We start from the raw sequence: 24,773 nt of genomic DNA, 5'->3' as shown, positions 1-24,773 counted from the left end.
ACCTCCTACTGCCGGCTCGCTATGCTCGTAGCTTGAACCTCGATATGCTACTTCGCATGCCGCCTGAGACTTGATTGAGCTCGTCGATCGCGAGCGTCGATTGCTGAAGGGACTCGACTGTTTGCTGAGCTGCCTCGCTTAGCTGGGTTAGCGTGTCGCTGATCTGCCCCGCGCCGGTCGCCTGTGCTTGCATGCCTTCATTGGCGACTTCGAAACGTGGCACCAGCCCCTGAACCTGCTGAATGATCTCGAAGAGTTGCCCGCCGACCTGCTGGATGTCCTGCATACCCCGACGGACCTGCTCGGAAAACTTGTCCATGCCCATCACCCCGGCCGCGACTGCCGACTGGATGTCCTTGACCATTTGCTCGATATCGTAGGTGGAGACAGCTGTCTGGTCCGCGAGCCTTCGGATTTCCGTCGCCACCACTGCAAAACCCCGGCCATATTGGCCTGCCTTCTCCGCCTCAATGGAAGCGTTGAGCGACAACAGGTTCGTCTGATCGGCCACTTTGGTGATGGTCGTCACCACCTGATTGATGCTGCCGGCTTTCTCGCTCAGGATCGCCAGTTTGGAATTGATCGCGCCAGCCGCTTCCATGACCTGCTGCATGGTTTCTTCCATACGGGTCAGCCCCGCTTGCCCCCCGCCAGCCACGGCAGCGGTTTGTTCGGCAACTATGGAGACCTCGTTCATCGTGCGGACCAGTTCGTTTGATGTGGCGGAGATTTCCTTGGCTGTCGCTCGGATTTCTGTTGTGGTCGCTGCGATTTCAGTCGCAGTTGCCTGCTGTTGCTTGGAGGTGGCGGCGATCTCAGTTATCGACGTGCCGACCTGTATGCTGGACCTTTGAACCTGACCAATGAGGGTTGTGAGATCGTCCGCCATTGCGTTGAAGCCGTCGGCAAGCACGCTGAATTCGTCTCGGCGCCTCAGATCGAGCCGTTCGCTGAAGTCGCCTTGCCGCATCAATTGAACCGCGTCGACCAAACGGGTGAGCGGACCTGTAATGGCGCGAAACAGCTGGTAACCCAAAAGAAGGGCTAGCCCGAGGGCTATCAACAAGCCAACGCTCAAACCGACTTCGGCCGTTCTGACGATCGAGCTGATCCGCTGCGTCGCGCTGTTTGCCTCGCCTCTGTGATCCTCAACCATGGCCTGCAGAGCGGACTGCAATTTTACAAAGATCGGCTCTACTTCGTTCTTGATAGCTGGGCTTTCATTGGGAGTTTCACCTTTCGACAAGGCAGCCCGGCTTGTTTCCAGCACAGCAGTTTCAGCCAGACGGAATTGGTTGGCGAGTTGTTTGACGGCTGCATAATTCTGCTTGTCGATATCGGAGACGATCGTTGCCTCATAGTCGTCCATCGACCGCTGCACCTGGTTGCGATTGGTCGTGATCGCGTTTGCAACCGTGCTTCTGTCTGCCGGGTTGTCCTGAAGGGCATATTCCTGAAGCAGACTATGGGCCGCCATCTGGCCCGTCATGATCTCGGTACTGTGATAAAGGTCCGGAAGGATGCCCTTCTCGACCTCAGTCGCCTCCTCCCCCGCCTGAAGAAACCAGGCGTACGCGATGAGGGCTATCACGGACATGACCACCAGAACGGCTGCGAAACTGACGAGGATGCGGTGGCGTATTGTCAGACTCTTCATGGAACCGGTTCACCAATGGGGGGCATCGTGGGCTGCGCGACAAGCGCTCGTTCCGACATATTCGAAAAGGTGCGTCGAAAAGCGGTAGTCTGATGCTGAATGGTTTCTTTTCCGTTCCATAGCTAATGATGGCGAGGCGGCTCGCCAATCGGCGCCGCCAGAAGCGGTGGTCAAAGGACGACTGCCGTCCACGCACATCAGCCCGAGATCGGCTGGATGGCACGCCGCGTCAGGAGGAGCGTGGACGAGCTGCTTGAGGCCACGAATTGAATGACTGCTTAGGCCAGGTCGAGGCAAGAAAGCCGACGTCCTGCTTGCTGCCCCTAAGCTGCCAGGCGGGAACGCGCCTCATATCAGCCGTCCAGCATGATCGTCGCACTGAAAGCGGATCGCCGAAACCACATGTCGCAACTGGCCAGCGCGTAGATTGGCGCCGAGTACGGGTTCGACATGCGCAGGTGACGATAACTAAATGGCAAGCGCCCCCGCCTGAGGCCCCTCAGGACTAAAATGATCTTGAGACAGTTTCAAATGCGCATCCTCAAGCGGCGGCCGCCAACCGCACAAGGATGAGCACAACGTGACGAGCGCTCTGGAGCGTAGAGGGGACTAACCCGACAATCCCTTCCTTTGCGACATTGCGGCGGGGAAAAAGATTACGAGATGGAGCAGGCGTATTGCCAAAGGGGTCCAGCAGCGAGAGTTCGCGTTTTCCGCCTCGGCTGTGAACCCGCTTCCATTCGCTGATCTTGCTCAGGTCGAGGTCTACTTGCCATCGAGGGCTCATGTCCCAGCTCATAAGCAGGCGGTTCGGTAGGTCTCGGCCAGCACGGCCCGGTGGCACTCCTGGGGTCCACACCGCAGGTTCAAACTGACCACCGACCCAGGGTTCGAAGACCGTTCCCGATCGGAACACCGAGCAGATTGTGCTCGCTCTCCCTCAAGTTACTGAAATCTTCGTGAAGACATTGAAGGCGTCGCAAAGGACGCCTCGACAACGACGGAGTCGCTTTAAGGGCCCGGCCACCGGATGCTTAGATCTCGTTGACAAGGGGTGCTATGGGATCATAACGTACCTGATTGGTATAACAGGTATGCCACATGGTCGGAGTTCTGATCAAGCAGCGGAAGCTTTCGGACGAGGTGGCAGCGCACCTCGAGCGGATGATCCGAGAGGGAGAGTTGGCCGAAGCCGACCGTCTCCCATCTGAACGGGAACTCATGCGGCAGTTCGGGGTAGGGCGGCCTTCCATCCGTGAGGCCCTGCTGCATCTGAGCAAAATGGGCCTTGTCGAGATAAAATCGGGGGAGCGTGCCCGCGTCACTCGACCCACTCCTCAATTCGTGATCGACGCCCTTTCAGGGCCGGCTCGGCACATGATTTCGGCGCCGGGAGGGGTTCACGACTTCCAGAGCGCGCGGCTGTTTTTCGAGGTCGGTCTTGCCCGCAACGCCGCTGTGCATGCTACCCCGGAAGACGTTGAAAGCCTCAAGGAGGCGCTCGAACTCAACCGGCAGTCGATCGGCGATCTGGCGCGCTTCGAGCGCACGGACGTAGACTTCCATTACGTGCTGGCGGTAATCACCCGCAATCGGATCTTTACAGCTATTCACGCGGCGTTGGCTGAATGGTTGCTCGAACAGCGTCGCACCACATTGGCCAAGGGTGAAGACCGCAAGGCTTACCAGGCTCATCGCGAAATCTTCGAGGCCGTCGCCGCGCGCGATCCAGACGCGTCAGAGGCGGCCATGCGCAGCCATCTCGAATATGTGGCCAAGCGGTATCTGCAACTTGCGAGGCCCAAGTGATGACCGGATTTGTCGTCTGGGTCGATTTCCGCCTGAGGCCTGGTGCCCGGGACAGATTCCGTGAACTAGTCGACGCCAATGCGACCGCCTCGATGCGCACCGAGGCCGGCTGTCGCCGCTTTGACGTGACGGAGGCGCGCGGCGAACCGGATCGGGTCCTGCTCTATGAGATTTACGATAGCGAGGCCGCATTCGAGGACCACTGCCGCACCGCTCATTTCGACGAATTCAATACGCAGAGCGCGCCGCTCGTCGTGACCAAGTTGGTGACGACCTGCGACCTCGTTCTTGAAGCCACGCATTGAAGCGAACATAGGCGGATTGGCCCATTGGGGCAAACGGGAGGAAGTGCATGTCGGAGCCAAGTCTCAGGGCGTTAGCTTCTCACAGGCGGGTCAAGCTCGGTACGCTCGTCGCCGAGTTCGCCACGCCGGGAATCGGTCACATCCTGAAGTCCGCTGGCTGCGATTTCGTCTTTTTCGACATGGAGCATTCGGGATTTAACTTGGAAACGCTGAAGAGTGCGATCCGCTATTTCGAGGCGGCTGACCTGCCGGTCATGGTGCGTGTGCCATCGCAGGACTACCACTTCCTTGCCCGCGCCATGGACATGGGCGCCGAAGGCCTGATCGCGCCGATGGTGAGCAGCGTCGAACAGGCGCAGCACATCATCAATTCCATGAAGTACCACCCTGCCGGCGCCCGCGGCGTGGCGCTGCAGATCGCTCATGACCGCTACCGGCCAGGCTCGGTCGCTGATAAATTCGAGGCCGCCAACAAGCGCTCGACGTTCATCTGCCTGATCGAGACCGCCGACGGCGTCAAGAACATTGACGGCATCGCGGGACTGGACGGGGTCGATTGTCTGTGGGTTGGACATTTCGATCTGTCCGTCTCGCTCGGCATTCCTGGCGACTTCGCCCACCCCACTTTCACTGCTGCAATGGCCAAAATCGTTGCCGCCGCCAAGAAGCACAACAAATCGCTTGGACGCTTGGTGCCCAACGTCGCCCAGGGACACGAGTTCTACGCAAAGGGCTTCGATTTCATTTGTTATTCAGGCGACGTTTGGGTCCTGCACGACGCGATCGCCGACGCGGTTTCCAAGATCCGGGCCGGGTGCCAATAGGAGCGGAGGAGACGATGGACAGCGTGAAATTCAGGGTGGCGCTTTCCGGTGATTTCCGCAGGCCGGACGGCTCGCCGACCTACCCAGATTTCGATCTGGAGCCGCTGCGCAATGCGACAGCTGTCGAGATGGTGTTCCTGGAGTCAAACAGTCCGCTTCGCGCCGACCAACTTGAGGATTTCGATGCGCTGATCCTCCTCGCCCATCGTTTCGATGCCACGAGTGTGCCCAGGAGCGGCCGCCTGGCCGTCGTTGCCCGCTTCGGGGTCGGCTACGACACTGTCGACGTTGAGGCATGCACCGCAGCCGGTATTGCCTTGGTCATCACGCCCGATGGCGTGCGACGGCCCGTCGCCGTATCCGTCATCACCTTCATGCTGGCGCTGACCGGCAAGCTGCTGACAAAGGACGCGCTCACCCGCAAAGGGTCTGTTGGTTTTGAGAAGCGCTCCGAACATATGGGGGTCGGCCTCGTCGGGCGTACGCTTGGGTCGCTGGGCATCGGCAACATCGGTGCCGAGGTCTTCCGCTTGGCGAAGCCCTTTGACATGCAATTCATTGCCCATGACCCGTTTGCCGACAAGGGGGTCGCTGCCGACCTGGGCGTCGAGCTGGTAGGGCCGGAGGATCTGTTTCGCCGCGCCGACGTGCTGTCGGTGAGTTGCCCCCTGTCACCCCAGACCCACCACATCGTCAATGCCGAGCGGATCGCCCTGATGAAGCCGACAGCTTACCTGATCAACACCGCGCGCGGCCCGATCGTCGACCAGAAAGCGCTGACGCAAGCACTGCAGGAGCGCCGCATCGCCGGCGCCGGTCTCGACGTGCTGGAACAAGAGCCTCCCGACGCAGACGATGCGATCCTCAAACTCGACAATGTCATCCTGGCGCCGCACGCGCTTTGCTGGACCGACCAGTGCTTTGCCGGCAACGGTGCGGCGGACGTCAAAGCGGTAATGGAGGTGCAGCGCGGTCGCGAGCCGCGCGGCGTGGTCAATCGCGAGGTGCTTTCGAGCGAGCTGTGGAAGACCAGGCTGTCTGGGCTCGCCGCCCGCTTTGGAACCTAGGAGTGACACTGATTTTCGGCGCGCCGCCGCGGCCTGTTTGCGGCGACCTTACGGGAGGAAATGCTTGACCGCTGCGCCGGCGGACGAGTGAAGCAAAAGGAAAATGGGAGGACCAAGCACTATGAACGATCGTGAAAAACGTGACTTTCAGGCAGGTCTCGAAGCAGAGGTCGACGCCTTCATGCGCGGCGAAACCACCCGCCGAACTTTCATCACCCGCTTCGGTCAGATGACCGGCATGTTGGCCGTGTCCGGCCCGCTGCTGGGGATGATGACCGATTGGGCGCTGGCGCAGCAAACATTGGAATTGGCGGACGCCACGTCGCCGCTCGGCCAGGCGCAGGCCGCAGCCCTGAAAGCATCGAAGGAAGGGCCTGCGGACGGTTCCGCCTTTCGCGCGGCGGAGGCGGCCAAGGCGCATTCGGGCGTCACCCTCAACATGACCTACGAGGCTGGCCTGCAGGCACTCGACCCGCGCAATTTCAGTGGGCCGATGTGGGAGCAGCTTACCGGGATGAAGTCGAATGTCGTCGAGCTGTCGAACCCGGACCAGTACTCCAAGGCGGTCGCCGAGCACATCGCCGGCTCGGGTGCCTATGACGTCCTCGACATCTCGCCGGCCTGGACGCCGTCGCTTGCCGATGGCGGCGTCATCGCCCCGCTAGACGACTACATCGCCAAATACATGAACCCGGCAGACCTCGAGGACTATCATCCCCTGTACAAGGCGCTGCCGACCTACAAGGGCAAGATCTGGGGGTTCTTCGACGACGGCGACATGTTCGCTCTCTACTACCGCAAGGACATTTTCGAGGATCCGAAAATGATGGAGGCTTACCAGGCGAAGTTCAACGCCAAGCTTGGGCCGCCCAAGACATGGGAAGAATATGCCCAGATCGCCCAGTTCATCACCGACCAGATGGCGCCAAAGGTCTATGGCGCGGGACATTTCCGCAAGGCGGGCAGCCCCGGCAATCAGTTCGACTTTCTGCAGCAGTACCGGGCCAACGGCGGAAAACTCTTCGGCGACGACATGAAGGCAGGTTTGGTTTCGGATGCCGGCGTCAAGACGCTGACAAACATGCTCGCCGCAAACAAGGCCTCGATCCCCGGCAACAACGAGCTCGACGCCGTCTCCTTGTGGGCGGCTTTCCTGACCGGCAAAGTCGCGATGATCTATTCCTGGCCTCCTAGCGGCCGTATGGCGGCGAACTATTCGCAGTCGGCCACGGCAATCAACTTCATTCCGCAGTCCCAAATCGCCGGCAAGGTCGGCTATGCCGTGGTTCCGGGAAATCCGGAACATGCCACCGGCTACAACAAGGCACTGTCGGCCGACTCGCCCAACCCTGAGGCGGCGTATCTGTTCATGCAGTGGGTATGCTCGCCACCCGTCTCGCTGGCACGTTGCATGCTGCCCTACGCGCTACGCGACCCGTACCGCATCTCGCACTTCAAGTCCGAGCTCTACGGCGCGCTCTTCCCGAGTGCCAAGGAGTACCTTGCCAACCTCAACAACTCGGCAAACGTCGGTCTGCTCGACCCGATCATGCCAGGCGCGCAGGACTACTTCTTGAGCATCGATCGCATGTGCACGGCGGTGTGGGCTGGTGCGGATCCGAAGGCGTCGCTTGAAACGGCGGCCGCCGAGTGGAACGAGACGACCGACCGACTGGGTGTGGATTCGCAGAAGGGCTTCTACACCGAGTTCTTGAAACTGCCTGGCGCCACCGCCGACAACACGGTGGAAAAACTTGGCATGGCGGTCACCCTCTGAAGGGAGGCGGACTCTCTGGAGCAATTGGTGTTGCGGGCGCTTGGCTCGCAACACCTCCCCGCTAAGCGGCGATTGGATACGCCTATGCAGCCCACAGCCACGATCCGCCATTTGAAGGCCGCCGGCGCACCGCCCCGGCTGTCTGCCTTTGCCCAATGGGCTGACCGTCATTTCAAGTGGCTGCTGGTCGCCCCCGCTGTGCTGCTGATATTGGCACTGTCGATCTATCCGCTTCTGTTCTCGCTGGTGGTATCCTTCATCAACTACGACTTCCAGGTGCCGGGCCACGCCTTTGTCGGATTGAAGAACTTCGAGCGGGTCGTGTTCGATCCCGTAGCACGTTGGTCGCTGTTGCTGACAGCATCGCTGTCGGGCATCAGCGTCGCTATAGAGTTCGTTCTCGGCCTCCTGGTGGCGCTGACAATGGTGCGCAGCTTTCCGGGCCGCGGTGTGATCATGTCGATCCTGATCGTGCCGCTGTTCATCAGCCCGGTCATCGTTGGCCAAGCCTGGACGCTGCTCTTACAGCGGCCTTTTGGACCGACCAACTGTGTCCTGACGCAACTATTGGGGCAGGAGGTTACGATCGGCTGGATGACGGAGCGCCCGTGGCTCTACGTCTCGCTGATCATCGCCGATGTCTGGCAGTGGACGCCGTTCATGTTCGTCATCCTGCTCGCCGGGCTGACCGCAATCCCACCCAATCTCTATGAGGCGGCAGAACTCGACGGCGTCAACGCCTGGCAGGTTTTTTGGGCGATCACGCTCCCGCATCTCGGGTCGATGATGCTGCTGGCGCTGACCTTCCGTCTGCTCGACGCAATCCGTATGTTCGATACCATTTTCATCATGACAGGGGGTGGCCCAGGAACACAAACCTACACGGCCTCCTATTATCTTTATACCATCGGCTTCACGCAGTTTCATCTGTCGCAGGCAACAGCAGGAAGTTGGCTGTTCCTGATCTTTACGGCGCTCATCGTGACGTTGCTGGTGCGTCGGCTCTTGAAGGTAGAACCGGTCTGATGGCCGCCGTCGCGCCCGCCCGCCGCAGGAAACGCCGGTCGTTGCCGATCGGCCGAATTCTGCTGCTGGGGTTCTTCCTGGTGTTCGTGATGTGGCCGCTCTACTGGATGTTCAACACCTCCATCAAGCCCAGCGACGACTACCTCACCGTACCGCCTGTCTGGTTCCCCGCCGCTCCGACGCTTGTCCACTACAAAGCTGCGCTGTTCGCCTATCGTGGTCTCGACGGGCTCATCAACAGCCTGATTATTTCGCTTTCGGCCACGGTGCTTTCGGCACTGATAGGCACGCTGATGGCCTATAGTCTGGCGCGCTACGACACGGGCGGCCGGCATCTGTCCTTCTGGGTGCTGTCGCAGCGCTTCCTGCCCCCGATCGGCATTGTCCTGCCGGTATTCCTTATCTACCGCGGCGTTGGGCTGTACGATACCCATATCGGGCTGATCATAGCTTACACGGTCTTCACGCTGCCGGTGTCCGTTTGGATGATGTTTGCTTATTTCCGCGGCATGCCGAAGTCGATGGAGGAGGCGGCCCTCGTCGATGGCTGCACGAGATGGGAGGCGTTCTGGCGCGTTGCCGTGCCGCTGGCAGCACCAGGCATTGTCGCGGCGGCTGTCTTCGCCTTCATTGCATGCTGGACGGAGTTCTTCTTCGCTCTGATCTTGACCAGCCGAACTGCCTTTACGCTGCCAACGGTCTTCCGCGCCTTCATCGGCTTCCAGGGCGCGCAATACGGCGAAGCCGCGGCCCTTGCCATCGTCTCCCTTGTGCCATCGATCGCCCTTGGAGTGCTTGCTCAACGACATCTCGTGCGCGGGCTGACGCTCGGCGCCGTTCGCGGATAGGAAGGGAAGGCATGGCCGAAGTCAGAATTACCGGCTTGCACAAGCGCTACGGCGCGTTCCATGCCGTGCGCGGCATTGACCTCCACATCCGCGACGGCGAGTTCACTGTCCTGGTTGGGCCCTCCGGTTGCGGCAAGAGCACTCTGCTGAGGACCATCGCAGGACTGGAGGAGAGCTCACAAGGCACGATCGAGATTGGCGGCGAGGTGGTTAATGATTTCCGGCCGCGCGATCGCGACGTGGCAATGGTGTTTCAAGATTATGCGCTCTATCCGCATATGAACGTGGCCAAGAACATTGGCTTCGGCCTCAAGGCTCGCAAGATGCCGAAGCCAGAGGTCGAGGTGCGCGTGGCCGAGGCGGCACGCATGCTTGGGATCACTCCGTTGCTGGGGCGTTTTCCGCGCCAATTGTCCGGTGGCCAACGCCAGCGCGTCGCCATCGGCCGCGCCATAGTCCGCAACCCCCGCATCTTTTTGTTCGACGAGCCGCTGTCCAACCTCGACGCACAACTCCGCGACGAAATGCGCGGCGAAATCAAACGCCTTCACCAGGACATTGCGACAACGATGATCTACGTCACCCATGACCAGATCGAAGCGATGACGTTGGCTGACCGCATCGTGCTGATGCGCGACGGGTTGATAGAGCAGCAGGGCGCGCCACTCGAGTTGTTCGAGCACCCGGCCTCAACGTTCGTCGCTGGGTTCCTGGGTTCGCCGCGGATGAGCTTCCTGCCAGGTACCCTTGCCTTGGACGCAGGCGCCGCTGCCATCCGGCTCGCGGATGCACTGCTGCCTTTAGCGCGCGGCAGGGGGCTGAAGGGCGTCGCGGACGGACAGCAGGTGCTGCTCGGGTTGAGGCCAGAACACCTCACTCGTGCGCACACTGCAACGCCGGAGCAGGGCACGTTTCGCTATGAGGCAACGATCGACCTGCTGCAGCCGACCGGCTCGCGCAGTTACGCGACATTCCGACTGGCCGGCGTGCCGGTGATGGCTGAGCTGCAGGCGCACGATGTCAGCCGTCCGGGCGAGAAGCTTGCGATCGACATCAACATGAACCGGGCCTCGATCTTCGACGCCACGACGGAGCGCGCAATTTGACCTCGGCAGCTTCCCTGGCAGTCCGCTTGTGTGGCACCGAAGAGCTCGAGGCACCGCTGCGCACACTGCGCGCCGGATCCTTGTCGGTCGCGTTCGACAATGGGGCGTTGCGTTACATCCACGTCGGGACGATCGAGATCTTGCGCGGAATCTCGTTTCTTGTACGGGACGAAAACTGGGGAACATGTACCACCGTTCTCGATGATCTCCGGATCGACGAGAGGCCGGATGCGTTCGCCATTGAATACCGTGCAACATGTGCCGCAACATCCGGCCGCCTGATTTACCGGGCGCGCGTCTCAGGCAGTGGCGATGGTGCGCTGTCGTTTGTGGCGGAGGCAGAGCCCGAGACTGACGTTTTGACGAATCGGACCGGCTTCGTCGTCCTTCATCCGATCGAGGGCTTAGCCGGCAAGCCGATAAAGGTGCTGCATGAGGATGGTCACGACGAGCTATCGTTCTTTCCGGACCACATCGATCCAAAATGTCCGTTCACCGACATCCGGGCGTTGTCGCACGAGATCGCGCCTGGGATCTGGGCGACATGCACCATGGAGGGTGATGCCTTTGAGATGGAGGACCAACGCAATTGGTCTGACGCCTCCTATAAAACATATGTCCGCCCTCTGCGTCGCCCGTGGCCTTACAGACTGCCCAGGGGCCAGAAATTCACGCAGGCCGTCCGGCTTCACGTGTCAGGAACGCTCCCTGCCGGGACGTCTGAAAATCGCAATCCACTCATCAACCTGACCATCGGCGGACCGGTCGGCCGAGTGCCCCGCACTGGCGTCGGCGTCGCCGCCGACGAGGCAAAGCACGCGCTCGAAACCCCCGAGCTCCTACGACGAATGGCTCCCCAGTGGATGGTCTGCCAGGTCGATCTCCGGATCGCACACGGCCAGGACGAACTAGAAAGCTACGCCGCGCTCGCACGGCTGACCGGCGCTGGCGTGGTCCTCGAGATTGTCACCAAGGGCACGCGCGATCCATTCGGCGAATTGGCGCCGGTCGCGGATGCTGTCCACTCACTCGGCCTCAAACTAGAAGCTGTCTCCGTATTTCCGGCGCAGGACATGACATCCGTACAGCCGGGAGCACCGTGGCCGACTATGCCCAGCTTCCACGAAAGCTACTCCGCTGCTCGCCGGGCTTTCCCAGGCATCGCGCTGGGCGGCGGCATGGCCGCTTACTTCACCGAACTCAACCGCAAGCGTCCGCCAGCCGAAGCGCTCGACTACGTGACCTTCACCACCTGTCCAAGCGTGCACGCCGCAGATGATGTCTCGGTGATGGAGACACTTCAGGCAATCCCCCATCTAATCCGCTCCGCGCATGCTTTCATGGGGGAACGCTTGCCACTGCGTATCGGTCCCATCCAGCTCGGCTGCCGTGAGAACCCATACGGAAGGAAATCCACTGCGCCGAATGAAGCGAACGCTCGCGTCTGTCTATCGCGCATTGATCCTCGTCAGCGCGGGCTGTTCAATGCGGCTTGGACTGTCGGATATTTCGCGGCCTGCGCTCGCGAAGGAATCGAGGCCGTCGCGTTCGGTGACTTCGCTGGCCCCTTTGGCCAAATCCATAGGAAGGCTGATTTCGTGCAGCCATGGTATGACCAGCAGGATGGCCCAACGGTCTATCCCGCTTTCCATGTCTTGGCTGGTCTCTCAAAGCTCGGCGGAGCCACCTTGCTGTCCGTAGGAACTTCCGGCTGTGACGGCGTCGTGACGATCGCGGCTGAAAAAGATCGCCGCGTGACCCTGTGGGTCGCTAACCTTACCGCCAAGACGCAATCTGTGCGGCTTTCGGATTCGCCGAGCAGCGCCCGCATTGCTCTTCTCGGCGCCGAGCAGTTCGAGCGGGCGGCAACCGATCCCGACTTCATGGAAAGTTCCGCAAGACCGCTGGATGATCAAAGCATCTCGCTTGGCGCCTACGCCGTCGCGCGAGTCGACCTCGATCGATCGTCTTAGGCCTAGCCGATGTTCGCTGTTTGGCCAAACCCCCGTCAAAGATGAGGGTGGTAGTTCCATACTCTAAGGCAGCGCGTGGGATCCATCTCGCTTATACGTTCTACTATCGCCACGGCGACCAGGCTCGCCAGGTTCCGCCTGCCGAGACGCGAAGTTTTGAGGCCGCTCGCGCCGAAGCGATCCGTTGCGTAATCGGCCTGTTGGCTGATCTGGGCGATGACGATATGACCGGATGGTTAGTGCGCATGCGCGATCAGGCAGGCAACGAGCTTTGCACGATCAGCGTCTGCGAGGCCGAAGCCGCACCGCAAAAAACGGAAACAAGCCGGTTAGGCAGCACCGCTCACGTCTGTGTCGATACGCCAGCCCTTATTCAATTAGATCGTCGCCGGTCGGAACTTTTGTGATGTTGAGCCCTTGTCCATTGAACAGTGGAGGTACCAATGGCTAACCTAGGAAAATTGGCGATCGCGATGCTCGGCGTCTTGGCATACCAAAATCGCGACAAGATCGGCGACATGATCCGTGGAGCGGGCGATCGCAACCCAAATGATCCGCAAGGCGGGATTCTGGATCAGCTTTCAAAAGGCGTTTCGGGGACCGCGCTTGGCGATATTCTCGACCGGTTCAGAGGGGCAGGCGCCGGATCGAAGGTCGATTCATGGGTAGGCACCGGGCCGAACGAGCCGATCCAGCCAAGCGAGGTGGAAGCAGCCATAGACGAAGACACCCTGACTTCCCTCTCGATGCAGACCGGCCTATCGCGCGAGGAGCTCATAAGCCGGATCACGCGAGATTTGCCTGAGGCCGTCAGCAAGATGACGCCTACTGGTGAATTGCCCGTTGAGGCGCCGAAAAGCTCCGGTGAGACGACCTTGCTCGACGACGTGCCATCGCACAGGACGCAAGCGAATTCAGGCGGTCAAAGCGATATCTAAGGTGACGGCTATCCATCAGGGAGAGATACTAAATCGTACTGGCGCGCGAGTTGGCATGATCGGGCAGGGCGGTCACGGTGGTCATACAGCAAACGTACTTGCCGAGTTGGATCTATTGGCCGCGCTACTCGATTCCCGCTGGCGCATTCCAGGCACATCAATTCGTTTTGGACTGGATGCGCTCGTAGGTCTGGTTCCCGTACTCGGAGATGCGGCGACGGGCATTGTCTCGGCCTACATCGTCTTGCGAGCTCGAAACGTCGGTGCCGGAAATGGGTTGGTCGCCCGCATGCTAGGCAACGTGCTGCTGGATACGCTCGTAGGAAGTGTCCCAATTCTCGGCTCGATCTTCGACGTCTATTTTAAGGCGAACAATCGCAACATCACTCTGTTGCGCCGTCACATCAACAAGTGAGGCGGATAACCAATCGTCGCGATGCAATTCTTCTAAAAGGCTCGGAACCGACAGGGGCGCTGGGGCTTGAGTCGCGATTCCTGGAGTCGCGAGCATATGACCAGTGCCATTGACCGGCTTTCGTTCATCGAGTTCCAATCGCCCACACTGGTCGAGAAAGCTCCCGAAGGCGGAGATTGGCTTCACGAGATCAAATATGACGGCTACAGGACGCAGCTGGTCGTTGAAGGCGGAAAGGCGCGAGCATTCACGCGTCGCGGCTACGATTGGTCCCACCGTTACAAGAGGATTGTTCAGGCCGCGGCAAGCTTGCCGGTCAAATCCGCTATCATCGATGGTGAAGCTGTCGTCCTGGGCGACACCGGTCTGCCGGACTATCAAGCCCTGGAACGTGAGCTGGGCAACCCAAGTTCGCTGCGGATGACTCTCTACGCTTTCGACCTCCTGTACCTCGATGGCCGTGATCTACGGGAACAACCGTTAGTGAAGCGCAAGGCTGCGCTGAAGAAGCTGCTGACCGAAACCGAGCCAACCCTGACTTATGCCGAGCATCTGGAGGTGAACGGCAAGGATATGTTCGACCATGCCTGCCGGATGGGCATAGAGGGAATCGTATCGAAGCGAGCGGATGCTCACTACCGCTCGGGCGTCCAGACCAGTTGGGTCAAGGTCAAATGTGTCAAGAGCGACACTTTTCCAATCGTGGCTTTCGTCGACAAACTTGGCGCGCAGCCGCGCCGCATCGCATCGTTGTACATCGGCAGGCGAGAGGGCGACCGGCTGCTTTATGCCGGGAAGGCCCAGACCGGCTATACGCTGGACGCAGCCCGGCGCGTTAGGGAGCGGCTTGATCCGCTTGTAATCGCCAAGTCACCGCTGTCGGAGCCGATCAAGAAGCCCAAGGCGACATGGGTCAAACCAGACGTTCTTGCCGAGGTACAATTCAGTGGCGTGTCTGACCGCGGCATCTTGCGGGAGGCGGTCTTCAAGGGACTACGCGAGGATCTTAAGGCAATCCCGCCCAAGCCTCCATCGCCCTCCAAGCGGAGGTCGGAAGGACAACACGGCGTCCCGCGCGAGAACATTCTCCAGCTGCTACCCGATGCGGTTGCACCTTCCAAGGAAGGGCTGGCAGACTATTGGCGGCGGGTCGCTGATCAAGCTCTAGTTCATCTGGTTCGGCGACCGCTGAAGCTGGTCCGCCACGCCTCCGGCGCAACCTTCTATCACAAGGGACCGCTACCTCGGATACCGGCGTCCGTGCACCAGCTCGGGGTTCAAAAGCGCGAAGGCGGCGAAGGCATTCGGGTATGGATAGATGACATGGATGGTCTGCTTGGCTTGGTCGAGATGGATGCCGTTGAGCTTCATCCTTGGAACGCGACGATTGACGACATCGAAAATGCGGACCGGCTCGTCCTCGACCTCGATCCCGGAGAAGGCGTCCCATGGGACGCTGTTATCGAGGCCACGCTGGCGCTACGGGGCATCTTGGAAGCGGCAGGCTTGGAGAGCTGGCCAAAGGTCACCGGCGGCAAAGGCATCCACTTGATGGCCCAGCTCGTTGCGAAGGTGACCCATGACAGCGCCCGGAAACTGGCCAAGTCGCTCGCCCACCGTCTGGTTGATACCGATCCTGACCGATACCTGTTGTCAGCTGACCCCGCAGCTCGAGGAGGCCGGATCTTTCTCGACTATCTCCGCAACGGACGGGGCAATACCGCAATAGGCGCTTTTTCCCCGCGAGCGCGGCCCGGCTTCCCAATTGCCCACCCGGTCACATGGAAGCAAGTCGAGGCGGGCATCCGGCCAGACGTTTTCACGCTCGCGCAGCCTTTCAGACCCGCTCGTCGAAAAGCCGCGTGATACGTCGCGACCATCAGCCGATATCAGCCCGTTTCTTGCCTCGCGTTCGAGCTTCTTCCGGTCGTTGCCGTGTTCTCTGATTAGCTCGCGGACCTGTTCTGGCGTGATACGATGCTGTTTGGCGAAATAGCGAACCTCATAATCTTCATCGACTGATACACGGTTGTGATCTCGAAAATCACGCTTGCTCTTATCGTCTGCCATTATCTTTCCTCCTGATCAGAGAAACAACGACCGACGTTGTATGTTCCCGGCCCCTCACTGGGGCCGCAGCCATTGCGAAGGTGATCTGGCGAAAGTTGGTTGGCCGAAGGCGAGGGTGATTTCGTTTGCTGTTCGGGATAGCTGACCGTTGATCGAGCCTGCCTGCGGGCCTCTTGGTTTTTACGACGCCAGTAGGAACCCAGACGGGTCGCAGATGATTCAGATGCGCATCCGGGCTATCAACGAGGATCTTGAGCAAAATGGCGGGCAGTGACCACGAAGGCGACAAAGCTGCGCTCCGGGAAAGCCCAAAGTTTCGTCTACGACGCATGACCCGGGTCACAGTGCCGAGGCACGAGTTGGACTTCATCACAAGGTCGGCCGCATAGACCACGCCGGAGCTCTCGCAATGTTGCAGAGGCATATGGGAGCTCGAGAGGCGGTCTTTTCGGAACTGATGGCTCGGCCAGAGCGCTAGACCAGCCATGTCTCGCCTTTCTTGGCGCCTCGATCAAAAACTGGAGGCCAAGAGTGGTCTTTCCAGAACCTGGTTTCCCTTCGATGAGATGGGAGCGGTTCCAGGCGGAGCCGCCACGAAGAATGTAGTCGAGCGCGCTAACTCCAGTTGCGATCGCTGAGGCGTCCTCTCTGTCCAACTAATCCCCGATGTAATTTCGAGAACCAGATAACGACGGGCACCTTTGGCGGTTCCACGTCTCTCGGTGAGCGCTCTTGTCGTGAGACTCACGAAAAGGCGACAGGAAACGCGGAAAAAAAGGCGCCGTACCTCTCGGAGCCCTTTTTCAAGTTCACTTTGGAACCGGCAACCTACCAGCCTTGCCGGCCATACCAGTCATCGATGTCGCGCTGAGCGCGGTCCTTCTCAATGCCGTAGCGCTCCTGAATCTTGCCTTCCAACTGATCGCGGTTACCGGCAATACGGTCCAGATCATCGTCTGTGAGTTTGCCCCACTGTTCCTTGACCTTGCCCTTTACCTGCTTCCAATTGCCTTCGACACGGTTCCAGTCCATGGCACCTATCCTTGTTTGTTTCGGACTGAGAAAAACGCCGTCAGGCTACCGGAGTTCCCGTCAAGTTTGAGCAGATCGACCCATCGAAGCGTGGCGAGGTAGGCGGCCCGAAGCAACCCGCTCTGGAACGCGATGATGGCTTGCCGCGCCGGCCGTGTTCTCCACCGTCTTGGCCACAGTCGCTCGCGAGACCGGCTTCGTTGGACAAACACCGACAGGGATAGCATGAAGCCAACTATGCTGCGTTCGTCATCCAAGCCTGGCGTCAGATACTAATTCTTGCTGTTGGGAGCCATGTTCCCTGCGGCTTTTGCCCTGAAGCGCCTTACCCGGCTGCGTGTGCCGCAGCTCTCATCGGAGCACCACCGCCTGCGCCCGCCACGCGAGGTGTCGATGAAAAGCCAACCGCAGTTCGGCCCGGTGCACTCGCGCACGCGGCGGCGGTCATTCCTGGACACCAAAAACTCGGCTGTCTCAAAGGCCACGCGGTGGCCGATCGTGTTCAGACTGGCTGCGTCGGTCCACTGCCAAGCGAGGCGGTCGCCGGACGGGAAAAGCGAGCGCTTCGGCAGGGCTAGGGCGACTGCATCGCGCACGATTTGCAAGGCATCGTCCGGCACCCGGGCGCCTGCCGCCTCGGCCTGGAGAGCCGCGTAAACGGCCTCGCGCAAAATCTTGGCCTTTTCCAATGCCGCCTCCGCAAGGAGCGGGCGGGCGGAAGCCTCCACGAGCAGTGCTCGCGCCTCATCGACGTCGATCAAATCGGCACGTCCAGCCCAGACGACCAGGTCGGCATAGGTCTGCAAGAGGTCTGGCCCCCATACATCGCGTCGCGCGTCGACCGTGTTGACGAAGTCCAGGCAGGCGTGACCGCCAACCATGCGCATGTCGACGATAGTCTTCGCAAAATCCATCCCGGAAACATCGGTTTGCGGAACCGTATTGGCAAGAGGCCGTTGTAACGAAATAAACGTCTTTTGGCCGTTACAACGAACCAACAACGACCCGGCGAAGGCTGCTTCCGATGAACCGCAACACAGCGACATTTCTGGTTTTATGTGTGATCTGGGGCACCACGTGGATCGGTATCAAGGCAGGGATCGCCACCGTGCCGCCTCTGATGTTCGCAGGCACGCGTTTTACAGTAGCCGGCTTGCTGATCCTCAGTGCGACGCGCTTAAGGGGCGCTGCTCTACCACGGGTGGCGAAAAGGAACTGGCCGCGCCTTTTCGTTGTTACGTTGTTCATGATTCCGCTTTGCTATGGCCTACTCTTTTGGGGCATGCTCTATGTCGATACGGGCACCGCGGCTGTTCTTGAGCTTTCGCTGACCCCTGTCACGCTGCTTGGATTTGCGTTGCTTCTGGGGGACGAACGCTATGACGGCCGCAGGCTTTTTGCGATTTTGCTCGGTGCGGCCGGTCTGTGCATCCTGTTCGGGCCCGAGGCCTATGCTGGTTGGACACACGCAGACCAGCAGGGCAGGGGGCTCCGGCTGCTGGCGATGACAGCGGTGGCGTCGGCAGCTGTAATCTATGCATGGGGTTCGGTGCTCGCGCGGCCGCTTCTTGAGGTATATTCATCGGACTTCATCGCCGGCTTCACCACCCTTTTCGGGGGCGCATTCCTAATTCTCATCTCACTCGTTGTGGAGCCAGGCGCGGCCGCGGCTCTAAAAGGCGATTGGGGCTGGCCGGCCTGGGTCGGGTGGCTGTTCCTCGTGCTGTTTGGTTCGTTCATAGGCTACACACTTTTTATCCGGCTCCTGCACGAAATCGGCGCCTCGCGCGCCGGAGCATTTGCCTTCGTCTCACCCGTGATTGCCGTCGTGCTTGGCATGATCACCTACGGCGAGGAGGTTAGCCTGATCGACATCATCGGCATGGCTATCATGCTCTTCGCAGCGTTTCTTGCGCTACGCGAGCGCAAACAGGAAACATCATCCGCTTCCCCGCCGTTGATTCCACGCTCCGCGCGGGCCGTGGCAGAACATGAAAGACGGCGCGCGCATCCAGCCGCCAATCAGCCTTGAGATGAAAAAGCACAAGGTTCTCGTCTATGCGAAAAGAGCGCTCTCCCGGCAGCGTATCCCACCTACCACCGGCGGCGAGGAAAGCTCCAGCTCATATGACAACACTAGTCGGCGAGGGCTTTTGCCGAGTTGCTGTCAAGATTGCAGGCGGGATTTGATGGAAAAATCGCGAGGCTGCAATCAGCGACCTATTCGTTCCGATGGCAATGCAGGCTATCCGCCAACACGTCGACAGACTGTCAGCCGCATCGCTTCAGTTCGGCCACCTGAACCCCGAGACGGAATGCCTGACCATCGGCATAAGAACGTGCATAGCTTTCGGCTTCGAACGGAAACGTCAGGGTGCTGCCGTAGGCGTTGACGCGGACCGTCCACTTCTTGTCGCGAACGAGTTCGACCGAATTGTCGGGCGACGTCATGATTTCCTCCGGCACCAGCAAGGCGGAGGCACGGATAGCGTCGCGAAGGTTGTTTGAATGCAAACAATCCGACACGCTCATGTCGCTTGTTCTATACGCCTCGACTTTCTCTCAATTGGCGTAGCGCCACGGCTGCAATGTTGGTGGCGCTAAGTCCCCTAGCTGCCAAGACCGTTCCCATCGCGTGGGTCCCCTTGCGGCCTCACGCAGCGACCTTTCTGAACCCAATCGCCGAGATCGTCAGCCCGCAGTGTCATCGAGAGAATAGCCGGCAAGCCGCACGGTGCGAATGGCAACTCTGCGACAACTGCTTCAACAACTTTCGCGACTGGCTCATGTGAACGTCGACCACCTGGGCGCTCACACTGGCTTTCTGCGACCGGCCAGCTGCGATGAATTCATCACGGCTGATCACCTTTCAGGATCCTCGAGCATGTGGCGCACCAACTTGAACTCGATCGGCCCAAGAGGAATCTCCCCCCGGTGCTGTAAACACGGTGGTATCGAGCTCCATCTCGACGTCGCGATATGTCAGTGGTCTGCGCTTCTGCGCCAATTTCGTGACGGTAGCCCAATCGCGAGCCTTCGCAGGTGGTCGAGGAGCTATTGCGGCGCAAATGGTCTGATGAAGCGTTCATCGACCCCGGGCTGCAACAGCCTGTGCTGACCTTCAGCGCCTGGGGATATCAAGGCGACACAGGGCGGGGAATTGGTCCGGGCATCCCGCTACAGCCGGCCGCTCCCGTCGCCAGCTCATTGTCTGGCCGACAGTCCAGCACAATTCCCACGCACCGGCCTTTTCGCGGCAAGACCTAGCGCGTCATCGATCGAGCGGGCCAGCTTGCTGCCGAAACCATCCACCTGCAGAATGTAGCCTCGGAGCAGGTAGAACTCCGCATCCTGCGAGGGAGATGCACCGGCCGCGGCTCCGTCGAACTCAGCGAGGGAAACGGAAGTCAGCTCTTCGCAGTTCAACTTCGAGAGCAGACGTTCCTGGATTGGCCTTGGCACATTTGTCAACGGTCGATTCCAATGGCTGTCAAAGAGTACGGCGCGACATTGAGGCGCCAGCGAACCAGCTCGAAACCGGTCGAGCTAGTATCCGGGCCGGGTCAATCCGAGACAATTTCGTAGTGAAGAAGCTGGGCTTCGTCGAGGGCCGACTTCACTCCAGGCGAGATGACGCCGGAGCCGAAGAGGATAATATCTTCACGGCGTACGAATACTTCATGGCCGAGTCCCATGGACACAAATGTGCCCGAAGAGCTTCGTTCGAGAAGCCGAGCTCTGCCATTCAATATGGTGAAGGCGGCGTGGCGCCTCGATACCCAGGGCCGCTCGACGATGATATCGCATTCCGCCGATCTGCCGATTGTCACGGATTCGCCGTTTCGACAGGATCGCAGCTGATCTCTGTAGCGGATGACCAGATGAATCTGCCGCGGCAGGACCGAGCGTCTATCTGTAGTGGCGCCATGGCTGGTGATCTGCGTACCGGGGGCCCCATCGTCGCTCCACAGGGTATAGACATCGAAGAACTCTTGCTTCCCCTTCAAGGCCATTTTGTCGAGGAGCCGCAGGCCCTTGCGGCTTCTCGGGGAAAGGGCTTCGCAGAAGCTCTGGCTGATCAGCACCTCTCCGGGGTTCGCCGTGGTGGACAACCTTGCAGTGACATTGACAACGTCACCGAATATCGCGCCCCGCGCGCGAATGACCGCCCCGAAATGCAATCCGATACGGGCGCTCAACGGCCCTTTAGTCAGTTGATGGGTAATTTGGCAGACGGCCCTCAGCGCCATTTCCGGGCTCTCGAAGAGGCTGAGTATGTCATCGCCTTTCGAATAAATGAAATCACCACGGTGCTTGGCGACAATCTCGCGCATCGTGTCCAGGCAATCCGAGACCTGCTGTAGAGCGGCATCGTCTCCGATCCGCTCATAGAGCGGCGTGCTGCCCACGACATCAGCTAAGAGGACTGCGGCAAGAAGCGTCTCCTGATCCATCGATCTCGTGTCCGACCCGAAAACTCAGCGTGCGTGTATAGCACACGAGGTCGCCTGCAACATATCTGCTCGAGCGCCTTGGATCGGTGCGATGCTTCAGGTGATCGTGGCGGGTTGGACGGGCGTATGCCATTCGTCGGCTTCGTGCCGACATCCAGAACCCTCTTCGCCCCAATCGTTCGCGACCTCGGTGCTATGAGTGGACTTGGTCTTTTTAGGTTCGGAAAGGCTGAACGAGTTGCAACGAGCGACGCCCTTCTCATGCACCATCAACCACGACCCGATCTCGTCCCTCCGACTTCGCGCGGAATAGTGCCAGATCGGCGGCTTTGACGAGATCATTCGGGCTCTCGTTCGTATTTGGGACCGGTGGCGACGCCAACGCTGTGCTTTGCGATAAGATCACGGATCCATTGATCAGATTTCAGGTATATTCTCTTTGAAGATCACCTGAAGTCGTGGTTGATGCGGTTCATAGTTCAGGTGCCTGACAGAGTGGCTTAAAATGTTGAGCGCTTCCCGCGCCTCGACGCGCGGATTTTGATCTATGACCGCATCGAGCGTCCCATCCAACAAAAGTTCCTTGGTGCCGTCTGTCACCTCGTGGCCGAGAAAGAGAATGTCTTTCGCGCGTCCACGCTCCTTGAGCGCCCGAGCGATGCCGGTGTTGCCGGCGCCGACATTGTAGATCGCGGCAAGATCGGGGTGCCGGTCCAGAAGCGCTGATGCTTCCGAATAAGCCTTCTCTCGGTCATCCAGCATTTCGCGCATCTCGACGATCTCGAGATTGGGCGACTCCTCGGTCAAGATGTGCCGGAATCCCATCTCGCGTTCCTCATGGCCGCGATAGGACAGCGAGCCGGCGAACAGCGCCACCTTGCTTGGGCGTTCCGATCCCATGAAACGGTTGAGAAGATACCCGGCCAACCGCCCGGCGGCGCGGTTGTCTATGCCGATATAGGCCACCCTCGGCACATGCAGGATGTCGGATGCGATGGTCACCACCTTGACGTCATTGGCCGACAGCGAGCGGATCGCCTCGCGCACCGTCGGATGATCGAGCGCGATCACGCCGACGCCTTGTGTCTGTCCACGCAATTCTTGCAGCAGGCGGGCGAGCCGGTCGGGGTTGAAGCCCTCTATGGTGGCGATGTGGACGTCGAGATCGGGGCGCGCCAAGGCCTGCGCCTCGATGTGTCGATGCAGCATCTTGATGAAGGAATTGGTGCCGGCCGGCAGAGCGAAGTCCAGACGGATGACCTCTCCAGGTGAGGGCCTGGGCGGCGCTCCGTTCGGGCCCTCGGCGATGTAGCCGAGGCGCTGCGCCATTTCGAGCACGATCTCACGCGTGCGCGCCCGCACACCTGGCCTGTTGTTCAGCACGCGGTCGACGGTGGCGGCGGAAACGCCGGCTTCCCGGGCTATGTCAGTCAAGGTGGAACGCACCGTCTTCATCTCCTCAATGCATCAGATCGCACAATGCCGCTAGCCCGTCCGACGGCCACAGCTGCCAGCCATCAGCGATTCTGATGGGAAATGATGTATCGAGCCTTAGCCGATGCGCAAGGAGGTTGGGCTAAATCGCGTCGCCCGGCGTGATAGTCGCGTGCCAGAAAGGCAGATTTCCCATCAAATCGAGGCATTGAGCCCGTGTGTCGACCTTTGCATGACGTATTTTCTCCGCGGTTGCGGTGTTACGATGTATTTTGAGTATTTATGATGTTGACAGCCTTCCGGTGCTGCCGTCAATATCCCTCAATGGGCTCGTGGAGGAAACATCGGCCCTGAGGGAGGAATTCCAATGTCTGATTTGATCCGCATATCGCGACGCGGCTTGTTGGCGTCCGGAGGAAAGGCCGCGGCGTTCGTGGCTGCGGCCGGTATCGCACCGCAATTCATCCGTCCCGGCCGTGCCGTTGCGGCCGACGCGCTGGCGCCAGGCATGGTCGGCGGCCCCACCGGTTTCGAGGGCGCAGAGCGCTATCAATATGGCGCCGACACGCCGGAAGGCCGTGCCGTTGAGGCGGCCAAGGCCTTGAAGGGAGCTGGCAAGGCACCGGCCAAGATCGTGCTTGGCCTGTCGGATGGCTCGATTGGCCAACTCACACAGCCTTTCCCTGCGGGTGCGCCGTCGATCAAGGAGCTGTGGGAAAAGGAGACCGGCATCCAGATCGAGATCGTCGGCCTGCCGAACGGCCAGGAATTCACCAAGACGATGCAGGACATCTCCACCAAGGGTGGGGCCTATGACATCTACTCGACGGAATGGAACCGCCTCGGCGACCTTGCCGAGACCGGCGGCATCGCCAAGCTCGACGACTTCGTCGCCCAGTACAAGCCCGAATGGGACGATCCCAAGACCGGCTATGTCGACGGCGCCAAGGGCGTGTCGCTGCTCAACAAATATCGCGGGTCCAACTATGGCGTGTCGCTGGACGGCGACTTCCAGACCTGGGTCTACCGCACCGACCTGTTCGGCGACGCTGCCGAGCAGAAGGCGTTCAAGGACAAATTCGGCTACGATCTGGCGCCGCCGAAGACCTGGAAGCAGCACAGTGACATCGCGGGCTTCTTCCAGCGGCCCGACAAGGGCCTGTTCGGCTCCACCGACCTGCGCAACCAGGGCTGGGGCTACACCAACTGGTATCAGCGCTATGTCTCGATGGCATCGCCCAACCAGTTCCTGTTCGGCGACGACGGCAAGCCGCTGATCAATTCCGAGCACGGCATTGCCGCCACCAACGAATATGTCGGCTCGCTGGTTCATCACTCGCCGGACGCGATCTCCTGGGGCTGGCCGGAGCAGTATGGAAATTTCGCCAAGGGCGGCGCGGCGATGACCTGCGCCTTCTCGAACCTGCCGAAATTCCTCGACAATGCCGGCAACAAGGATTCTGCCGTCACCGGCAAGATCGGCTCGATGCTGCCGCCCGGCCGCGAAGTCGACGGCAAGCTGATCAGCCGTTCCGTGCTGTGGTTCTCGCTGACCGGCATGGTCTCGTCGCAGTCGAAAAACCAGGAGGTCGCCTACCTTTTGCTGCAGTGGCTGGGCTCCGCCCGCATCTATGCCTGGATGAGCGCCAATCCGGGCGGCTATCTCGATCCGTTCCGGCTCTCGGATTTCTCCGATCCGCTGGTGCGCCAGACCTACCACGCCTACCACATCGACGTGGTGCGCGAGACCGTCGCCCGCACGGTGCCGACGATCAACTATCCCGGCGCCACCGCCTTCCACAACGCATTGGACGAAAATCTGATGGCGTCGCTGACCAAGGCCAAGACAGCGGAACAGGCGATGGCCGACACGGAAGCGGAGTGGAAGAAGATCGCCCGCCGCATCGGCGAGGACAAATTGCTCGAAGCCATCAGGACGAACAAGGAGGCCTGGCCGACGGTTCTCGACCCGATCAGCTGATCCGTCTCCCTGGATCAGCGCTGGAGGGGAGGAGCATCTGTTCCTCCCCGCCGCAGT

23 protein-coding genes and 1 pseudogene are annotated in these 24,773 nt (G+C 60.2%); 15 read left to right on the top strand and 9 right to left on the bottom strand.

Annotation, left to right across the window (positions count from 1 at the left end; all coding sequences use genetic code 11):
- Window positions 1–19: 19 nt before the first annotated feature.
- A complete protein-coding gene (locus NKK50_RS15795) occupies window positions 20–1,657 on the bottom strand; it encodes a methyl-accepting chemotaxis protein (protein ID WP_023693326.1) in 1,638 nt (545 codons plus the stop codon).
- 1,101 nt (window positions 1,658–2,758) lie between these two features.
- Between NKK50_RS15795 and nanR the strand changes: the two genes are divergently transcribed.
- The 13 genes from nanR (at window position 2,759) to ligD (ending at window position 15,611) form a co-directional block, all read left to right on the top strand.
- Window positions 2,759–3,466: a transcriptional regulator NanR gene (nanR, locus tag NKK50_RS15790; protein WP_352543622.1), complete on the top strand. Its 708-nt coding sequence runs from the start codon at window positions 2,759–2,761 to the stop codon at window positions 3,464–3,466.
- A complete protein-coding gene (locus NKK50_RS15785; RefSeq protein WP_023693328.1) occupies window positions 3,466–3,771 on the top strand; it encodes a putative quinol monooxygenase in 306 nt (101 codons plus the stop codon). Before nanR ends, NKK50_RS15785 begins: the two co-directional genes overlap by 1 nt.
- A gap of 47 nt (window positions 3,772–3,818) precedes the next feature.
- Entirely contained in the window at window positions 3,819–4,595 is a 777-nt protein-coding gene (locus NKK50_RS15780) for an HpcH/HpaI aldolase family protein (RefSeq protein WP_023730901.1), read from the top strand.
- A 14-nt stretch (window positions 4,596–4,609) separates the two neighbouring features.
- Window positions 4,610–5,662 (top strand): NAD(P)-dependent oxidoreductase, encoded by a 1,053-nt coding sequence (locus tag NKK50_RS15775; protein ID WP_023693330.1) that lies wholly within the window; start codon window positions 4,610–4,612, stop codon window positions 5,660–5,662.
- 121 nt (window positions 5,663–5,783) lie between these two features.
- Window positions 5,784–7,439, top strand: coding sequence for an extracellular solute-binding protein (locus tag NKK50_RS15770; RefSeq protein WP_023693331.1), 1,656 nt, complete (start codon window positions 5,784–5,786; stop codon window positions 7,437–7,439).
- A 27-nt stretch (window positions 7,440–7,466) separates the two neighbouring features.
- Window positions 7,467–8,465 carry a carbohydrate ABC transporter permease gene (locus NKK50_RS15765; protein WP_352543621.1) on the top strand — a complete coding sequence of 333 codons (999 nt, stop codon included), beginning with the start codon at window positions 7,467–7,469 and terminating at the stop codon, window positions 8,463–8,465.
- The gene (locus NKK50_RS15760) at window positions 8,465–9,313 is read left to right on the top strand and encodes a carbohydrate ABC transporter permease (RefSeq protein ID WP_050587094.1); all 849 of its coding nucleotides are present in this window, start codon (window positions 8,465–8,467) and stop codon (window positions 9,311–9,313) included. Before NKK50_RS15765 ends, NKK50_RS15760 begins: the two co-directional genes overlap by 1 nt.
- A gap of 11 nt (window positions 9,314–9,324) precedes the next feature.
- Window positions 9,325–10,419 carry an ABC transporter ATP-binding protein gene (locus NKK50_RS15755; RefSeq protein WP_023693333.1) on the top strand — a complete coding sequence of 365 codons (1,095 nt, stop codon included), beginning with the start codon at window positions 9,325–9,327 and terminating at the stop codon, window positions 10,417–10,419.
- On the top strand, window positions 10,416–12,392 hold the full coding sequence (locus NKK50_RS15750) for a D-apionate lactonase family protein (protein ID WP_023730902.1): 1,977 nt from the start codon (window positions 10,416–10,418) through the stop codon (window positions 12,390–12,392). Before NKK50_RS15755 ends, NKK50_RS15750 begins: the two co-directional genes overlap by 4 nt.
- Window positions 12,393–12,433: 41 nt before the next feature.
- Window positions 12,434–12,799 (top strand): DUF6894 family protein, encoded by a 366-nt coding sequence (locus tag NKK50_RS31350; RefSeq protein WP_023730903.1) that lies wholly within the window; start codon window positions 12,434–12,436, stop codon window positions 12,797–12,799.
- 36 nt (window positions 12,800–12,835) lie between these two features.
- Window positions 12,836–13,330 carry a YidB family protein gene (locus NKK50_RS15745; RefSeq protein ID WP_023682271.1) on the top strand — a complete coding sequence of 165 codons (495 nt, stop codon included), beginning with the start codon at window positions 12,836–12,838 and terminating at the stop codon, window positions 13,328–13,330.
- A gap of 55 nt (window positions 13,331–13,385) precedes the next feature.
- Window positions 13,386–13,745, top strand: coding sequence for a DUF4112 domain-containing protein (locus tag NKK50_RS15740; RefSeq protein ID WP_032998960.1), 360 nt, complete (start codon window positions 13,386–13,388; stop codon window positions 13,743–13,745).
- A 96-nt stretch (window positions 13,746–13,841) separates the two neighbouring features.
- Window positions 13,842–15,611, top strand: a complete 1,770-nt coding sequence (gene ligD, locus NKK50_RS15735; RefSeq protein ID WP_352543620.1) for a DNA ligase D — start codon at window positions 13,842–13,844, stop codon at window positions 15,609–15,611.
- Between the two features lie 54 nt (window positions 15,612–15,665).
- Here ligD and NKK50_RS15730 read toward each other — a convergent pair.
- From NKK50_RS15730 to NKK50_RS15715, 4 genes and pseudogenes are all read right to left on the bottom strand, one after another.
- A pseudogene (locus NKK50_RS15730) lies at window positions 15,666–15,815 on the bottom strand (DUF3606 domain-containing protein); the annotation flags it as partial.
- Window positions 15,816–16,135: 320 nt separating this feature from the next.
- Window positions 16,136–16,471 (bottom strand): ATPase domain-containing protein, encoded by a 336-nt coding sequence (locus NKK50_RS31345; protein WP_488505275.1) that lies wholly within the window; start codon window positions 16,469–16,471, stop codon window positions 16,136–16,138.
- Window positions 16,472–16,643: 172 nt separating this feature from the next.
- On the bottom strand, window positions 16,644–16,847 hold the full coding sequence (locus NKK50_RS15720) for a CsbD family protein (protein ID WP_023682266.1): 204 nt from the start codon (window positions 16,845–16,847) through the stop codon (window positions 16,644–16,646).
- A 272-nt stretch (window positions 16,848–17,119) separates the two neighbouring features.
- Window positions 17,120–17,761 (bottom strand): CGNR zinc finger domain-containing protein, encoded by a 642-nt coding sequence (locus tag NKK50_RS15715; RefSeq protein WP_023713722.1) that lies wholly within the window; start codon window positions 17,759–17,761, stop codon window positions 17,120–17,122.
- Between the two features lie 110 nt (window positions 17,762–17,871).
- On the opposite strand from NKK50_RS15715, the gene NKK50_RS15710 reads away from it, so the two are divergent.
- Window positions 17,872–18,879 carry a DMT family transporter gene (locus tag NKK50_RS15710; protein ID WP_084569994.1) on the top strand — a complete coding sequence of 336 codons (1,008 nt, stop codon included), beginning with the start codon at window positions 17,872–17,874 and terminating at the stop codon, window positions 18,877–18,879.
- A gap of 239 nt (window positions 18,880–19,118) precedes the next feature.
- Here NKK50_RS15710 and NKK50_RS15705 read toward each other — a convergent pair whose 3' ends face one another.
- The 4 genes from NKK50_RS15705 to NKK50_RS15690 all read right to left on the bottom strand — a co-directional run bounded on the left by NKK50_RS15705 (window position 19,119) and on the right by NKK50_RS15690 (window position 22,747).
- Window positions 19,119–19,379 (bottom strand): hypothetical protein, encoded by a 261-nt coding sequence (locus tag NKK50_RS15705; RefSeq protein ID WP_023731708.1) that lies wholly within the window; start codon window positions 19,377–19,379, stop codon window positions 19,119–19,121.
- A gap of 672 nt (window positions 19,380–20,051) precedes the next feature.
- The gene (locus NKK50_RS15700) at window positions 20,052–20,318 is read right to left on the bottom strand and encodes a hypothetical protein (protein ID WP_023731707.1); all 267 of its coding nucleotides are present in this window, start codon (window positions 20,316–20,318) and stop codon (window positions 20,052–20,054) included.
- A 92-nt stretch (window positions 20,319–20,410) separates the two neighbouring features.
- Window positions 20,411–21,301 (bottom strand): adenylate/guanylate cyclase domain-containing protein, encoded by an 891-nt coding sequence (locus NKK50_RS15695; protein WP_023731706.1) that lies wholly within the window; start codon window positions 21,299–21,301, stop codon window positions 20,411–20,413.
- Between the two features lie 417 nt (window positions 21,302–21,718).
- Window positions 21,719–22,747, bottom strand: coding sequence for a LacI family DNA-binding transcriptional regulator (locus NKK50_RS15690; protein ID WP_023697399.1), 1,029 nt, complete (start codon window positions 22,745–22,747; stop codon window positions 21,719–21,721).
- A gap of 355 nt (window positions 22,748–23,102) precedes the next feature.
- Here NKK50_RS15690 and NKK50_RS15685 point away from each other — a divergent pair, with 355 nt between their 5' ends.
- Window positions 23,103–24,716 carry an extracellular solute-binding protein gene (locus NKK50_RS15685; protein WP_023682259.1) on the top strand — a complete coding sequence of 538 codons (1,614 nt, stop codon included), beginning with the start codon at window positions 23,103–23,105 and terminating at the stop codon, window positions 24,714–24,716.
- Window positions 24,717–24,773: the final 57 nt, after the last annotated feature.

The organism is Mesorhizobium sp. M0001 (assembly GCF_040324255.1).
GTDB lineage: Bacteria > Pseudomonadota > Alphaproteobacteria > Rhizobiales > Rhizobiaceae > Mesorhizobium.
Note: the sequence above shows the minus strand (reverse complement) of the source record. Positions and strands in the feature narration are given on the sequence as shown.